This is a genomic window from Actinopolyspora alba (assembly GCF_900112765.1).
Lineage (GTDB): Bacteria > Actinomycetota > Actinomycetes > Mycobacteriales > Pseudonocardiaceae > Actinopolyspora > Actinopolyspora alba.
Genome location: NZ_FOMZ01000026.1, coordinates 1 through 4,608 on the forward strand (window position 1 = coordinate 1; position 4,608 = coordinate 4,608).

At 60.5% G+C, this 4,608-nt stretch carries 9 protein-coding genes; 6 read left to right on the plus strand and 3 right to left on the minus strand.

The window, feature by feature from the left end:
- Window positions 1-242, minus strand: a 242-nt coding sequence (locus tag BM150_RS23340; protein ID WP_139219503.1) for a helix-turn-helix domain-containing protein, incomplete at its 3' end; no start/stop codon positions are given.
- A 117-nt stretch (window positions 243-359) separates the two neighbouring features.
- Between BM150_RS23340 and BM150_RS23345 the strand changes: the two genes are divergently transcribed.
- Window positions 360-605 (plus strand): hypothetical protein, encoded by a 246-nt coding sequence (locus tag BM150_RS23345; RefSeq protein ID WP_092930220.1) that lies wholly within the window; start codon window positions 360-362, stop codon window positions 603-605.
- Window positions 606-1,046: 441 nt separating this feature from the next.
- Here BM150_RS23345 and BM150_RS23350 read toward each other — a convergent pair whose 3' ends face one another.
- Together BM150_RS23350 and BM150_RS23355 are read right to left on the minus strand one after the other, a co-directional pair.
- Window positions 1,047-1,715 (minus strand): YdcF family protein, encoded by a 669-nt coding sequence (locus BM150_RS23350; RefSeq protein WP_092930223.1) that lies wholly within the window; start codon window positions 1,713-1,715, stop codon window positions 1,047-1,049.
- Window positions 1,716-1,737: 22 nt separating this feature from the next.
- Window positions 1,738-2,505 (minus strand): UTRA domain-containing protein, encoded by a 768-nt coding sequence (locus BM150_RS23355; protein WP_092930234.1) that lies wholly within the window; start codon window positions 2,503-2,505, stop codon window positions 1,738-1,740.
- Between the two features lie 169 nt (window positions 2,506-2,674).
- On the opposite strand from BM150_RS23355, the gene BM150_RS23360 reads away from it, so the two are divergent.
- The 5 genes from BM150_RS23360 to BM150_RS23375 all read left to right on the plus strand — a co-directional run bounded on the left by BM150_RS23360 (window position 2,675) and on the right by BM150_RS23375 (window position 4,341).
- Window positions 2,675-3,025, plus strand: a complete 351-nt coding sequence (locus BM150_RS23360; protein WP_092930236.1) for a hypothetical protein — start codon at window positions 2,675-2,677, stop codon at window positions 3,023-3,025.
- A gap of 195 nt (window positions 3,026-3,220) precedes the next feature.
- On the plus strand, window positions 3,221-3,547 hold the full coding sequence (locus tag BM150_RS23365; protein ID WP_092930226.1) for a hypothetical protein: 327 nt from the start codon (window positions 3,221-3,223) through the stop codon (window positions 3,545-3,547).
- Between the two features lie 100 nt (window positions 3,548-3,647).
- A complete protein-coding gene (locus BM150_RS24345) occupies window positions 3,648-3,809 on the plus strand; it encodes a hypothetical protein (protein ID WP_175497004.1) in 162 nt (53 codons plus the stop codon).
- 77 nt (window positions 3,810-3,886) lie between these two features.
- Complete coding sequence (locus tag BM150_RS23370) at window positions 3,887-4,159, plus strand: hypothetical protein (RefSeq protein ID WP_092930230.1); 273 nt, start codon at window positions 3,887-3,889, stop codon at window positions 4,157-4,159.
- Window positions 4,159-4,341, plus strand: a complete 183-nt coding sequence (locus BM150_RS23375; protein WP_092930232.1) for a hypothetical protein — start codon at window positions 4,159-4,161, stop codon at window positions 4,339-4,341. The genes BM150_RS23370 and BM150_RS23375 overlap by 1 nt, the downstream gene beginning before the upstream one ends.
- Window positions 4,342-4,608: the final 267 nt, after the last annotated feature.

Below are 4,608 nucleotides of genomic sequence, written 5' to 3' on the forward strand. Positions count from 1 at the left end.
CATTTTGGGTCCAGCGCATCGAACCCCCGCTCATTGAACGCGTGGATCACATCCCGCACATAGTCATCGCTGACCTGCATCAACGACGTGATGTCGGGTACTGATTGGCCCTGAGCCGACATCAGCACCACGATCGCCCGGCGCAGCTTGACCGGGTCCTTCGCCGTACGGCTGATCCGCTGGACCTTGCGGCCTTCCTCCATCGACAACGACCGGACAAACACCTCCGGACGACGAGCCATCGCCACCTCCCACACACGACACGTGAGAACCAGCCTGCCCCATCACCACAAAGAACAATTACCCGGCCAACGATCTTGGACGAGCCACTAGCTGTTGGACTAGTGCTACTGGCGGGGATGTTCGGACTGGCCGTACAAGCACATCCCAACACTGGGCCATGCTCGGCGTCCGAAAGTATCGGACTTGGCATCGACACGGCCGTACCGCTGTTAAAAGCTGGTGGCGGGCAACGCTGTGAAATTACCGCCACCGGCTGGGGCCAAGCCTTCTACATCGGCAAGTACCTGCTCACCATTCTCGGGTGGGCCTTCGCGACCCTGTTCGTGGCCGGATACACCGGTCTCGTCCGCAAAAACACCTGATCAACTGCTTCACAGCAAAACGAGTACGGCCAGGTGCGGGGCTACGTCGCGGGCACGGTGGCGTGTCCGTAGGAAGTGGCTGGGTGAGGGCGTCCGTGGCGGGACCGGACTTCGCGGGAACACGTGCCCGACCGGCCACGGTGTCAGGTCGAGCCGTTGTGCGTGCGGGCGAGTTCTCCTCGGCGGTCCCTGCCGCCTGGGTCGCCTGCCTTCCGCTCCGCGTCCGGGGATGCCGCCCGCCCACCGCTTGGCGGTCGGCCGCCGGCGCCGGGACCGGGCTTGCCCGCACGCCCGGCGTCGGCCTGGCCGACCGCACGGACAAGCGGGCGGGCGGCTCTCCCCAGGACGCACCAGGCAGCAGGCAGGCGGCCCCGGCAGGGGCCGCCCTTGATGAAGAAAAGAAACTCTACACACACGCACACTAAGGTGAAGCCTGTTCAGTCACGTTTGGATGAGTCGTGCTGTGTACCCTGCTTCAACAAGCCTGTGGTAAGCGTGGTTGACGTCGTCCGGCACTTCTTGCGGAACGGCGAACCCTCGTTGTGCATAGAGTGTGATGCGCTGAGTATCGCCTACGAGCATGTTGATGACCTTGTCGGAATTCCCGATGGAGGCGACATAGCTATCGAGGTCCACCTGCTGAGAGCTGCACACGATATCGACCTCTGGCCAGACTTTTTTGGCTGTGGCGAAGGCTCGACGTTGCTGGTATGGGCGTGAGACCAGCAGCAAAGAGCTTATGTCGAGGTTCTTGCGCTCCAGTATTTGGCGTGTGAACTCGATGTTTTCGGAGGTGTTGGTGGCTTCTGGTTCGACCTCGATCACGCTGTCCGGAACACCGCGAGACAATGCGTGTTCGCGGTAATGCACAGCTTCACCGCGTGGGAACCGTTCGATCGTTGTTGGAGCGTTGGCACCTGTAAATACGATCCTCGGGAAGAAACCTTGTTCGTACAGTTCGACCACGTGGTCGGCAACTCCCAGATCGTGACTGCCGAGACCTACGCCTACGTCACATACACGGGGCTGATGGTGTAGGTCGTGGTAGTCCCAAAGACGTGTCACGTCATCGCGGTGCTCGGCTGGAATCTCCGCTGCCGTTGTGGTCATGTTCTTTTCTCCTGGTAGATCGTCAGTCCGGGATGGTGAAGGTGTAGGACCAAGCGAAACGAGACGCGGCGTGGACCCCTCGGGCAAACTCGACTGGCCGTCCTGCTTCTGTGTAGGTCGAACGTTTCAGAATCATCACCGGCTCGCCAGCTGGAAGCTCTAGTTCGGTGACTTCCTCCGGTGTTGGCATCCGAGCGTGGACCGTTTCGGTGATGTGGTCCGGTTCAAGCCCTTGAAGCGTGAGTACGGTGAAGCCACCCCCACGCCCTGCGGGACCTGCTGATGCATCGACCAACGGGGTCCCTTCGACATCCTCCGGGCGGTAGTAGCTGGTGAGGGTGTGCGTTGGCTTGTCTTTCTCCTTGACGAGACGCGAGCGCTCGTAAACAGGCGCCCCCGTTTCGATGGTGAGAGCTTCGGCCGTCTCGGCGTCGGCTTCAACCTTCTTAACGGTGTTGGTCTGGTCACTGGGCTTCCACTCATGCCCGGACGCTTCGCGGTCGGCTCCAAAGGCGACCAAGTTGCCGAACTTCCACTTGCTCTTCGCGTACCGCTCGGCACCTAGACGTTTCATAGGTGGCTGGCTGCGCACGACCGTTCCGCGGCGTCGAATCGGAGTGACAAGCCCTTCGGCTTCCAGATCCGCCACGGCTTTACGAACCGTGCCGACGTTGACGTCGTAGCTCTCCGCGAGCTCACGCTGCTTCGGAAGCGTCGTCTCCGGCGGGTACTCGCCTGCTTCGATCGCTCTCCGTAGAGCTGCGGCGAGCTCCTTGTACCCGATCCCCAATCTCATCACCCCTCCCGCGTGACCAGCACTGATAAGTGTATCCCTAATCCGGCAAGCCGGTCCAGTCGGGGATATAGATGTACATCTATTGACAACCATCCGAAGTTGATGTCTAATAGATGTAGATCTAATCGAGCTAGTGGATACCAGAAAGATCACGGAGGTACTGATGCATACGAACGTTCCGGTGGTTCTCGATGGATACAAGTTGCAGGTCACTGAAGATCCGGTGTTGAAGATGAAGCAGGACGAGAACGGCAACGATGTCGCGGTGACGGATCGCGAGGGTGTTCAGCAGTACGTGGTGATGGTGTTCGGGAAGCCGCGTGGGCAGGACGGGCGTCCGAACGGTCGGGGTGTTGAGGTCAAGGTGACGTTGGAAACCGAACCCGGTGAGGACATCACCTCCGGGGCCACGGTCGAGCTGATCAATCCTCGGCTGTCCTACTGGGCCAACGACAACGGCAAGCATCGCTGCGGCATCGCCTACAAGGCGACCGGAGTCAAGCTCGCTGGTTGATAGCTCATTCGCGGAATGAGAATCCCATTCTCGACCGAAACTCTCGGTCACTCGTTCTTTGAGAATTCCATAGTGGAGCCGAGTTGTGTCTTTTTCCGGCGCATTGTGTGTGTCGGGAAATGGTGTTGATCCCCGGCCGCGTGTGGCGTGGCCGGGGGTTTTCAGGGTTTCCCGAGAGTCAGGAAAGGGGTTCGTGTGCATTCACAAGCGTTACAGCCGGGGCAGACCACGCCGATTAGCTGCGAAGGCTTGTTGATGTGGATGATGGATCATCCGGTGGAGGCCACGAGGTGGGGGTGGCGGGTGTGGTTGGTGATGAAGATTCGGTTGGTCACGGGGGAGTTGTCTCGCCAGGGGAACATGATTTCGGTGACGCTGGATAGTCCTCCGGATGCGGGGATCGCTGTTGGGGCTCGTGTGGAACTGGTCGAGCCCTATATGCGGGCCTACGAGACAACCACGCTCGGAAAGCCGCATTCGCTGCTGGAGTTTCGGGCGAGTGCGCTGCGTCCGGCGTCGTGAGCCGAACCGTGAACAGGAACGTTCGTTGTGATGCGCCCGGCCAGGGAACTTGTCAGGCGACCTGGCCGGGCTCTCCCGAGTGGAAACAGGAGTGATGTCCATGTTTAGCACAGGTGAGGACGAGGTGGAAGACCTGGCCAAACAGGTCGGGGTGCTGCGCCGCGCCCGTGGAGGTTTGTCGTTCACAGCCACGTGTGCGGTGTGTTCGATCCCGCTGGACGACGCTTCGCAGGTGATGTGCACCCGGTGTGCGCTGCGATGAGTGGAGGTTCGGGAATGGATGTGCACGGTACGGGCTGTCTCGGCCCGACAACGAGAACAGGAAAGGGTGTGTGACTGTTGGCGACGGTTCCGGTGGGGCGTGGCACGACGTCGACGTTTCGGATCAAGATGAACACTCCGGCGGTCAACCGGCTGCATCTGATCGGCAAGCTCATGGATGATCTGCATGGGCAGTTGAACCAGGTGTATTCGCTGGAGGAGGAATTCGCCGAGAAGCGCCAGTTCAACGAGACGGTGGACATGGTCGGCAAAGCCCAAAACGCGATCACCCGCGTGCGGGACGCGATCGGCAAAAAGGGCGGGAAGTCGGTAGCGAAAGGATACAAATAATGCGACGCAATGGCGATGATATTCACAAGATGGCGAAAAAGGTGGACGCCTCGATGTCCACCCTCAATCAGGCGTTGCGGAAGTTCGGCGTCCCGAAAGGGCTGGGAAGTTCGCTGAAGAATCTGAAGACCCGCACGGGGGATGTGATTTCCCAACTGGAAATGAGCCAACGACACCAGTAACACGAACACACAGGCGGGGCACTCGGTCTTTCCACACCGGGAAGGGCTGGGTGCCCCGTTTTTCATGACCACGAAAGGAGTGGGTGGCGGTGCGAGACACACGCGTCAACATGGGGGATACGGAGCGGACTCCGGCTCGGATGGTGCTGCGGTTTCTGGCCCGCCACCCCCGCTCGGTGGGCACGCTCGCCGCGATCGGGATCACCGGGGCCTACGTCGGGTTTCACACGATGCTGATCGCGGCCGGAGTGGCGGTGGCCGCTGGGG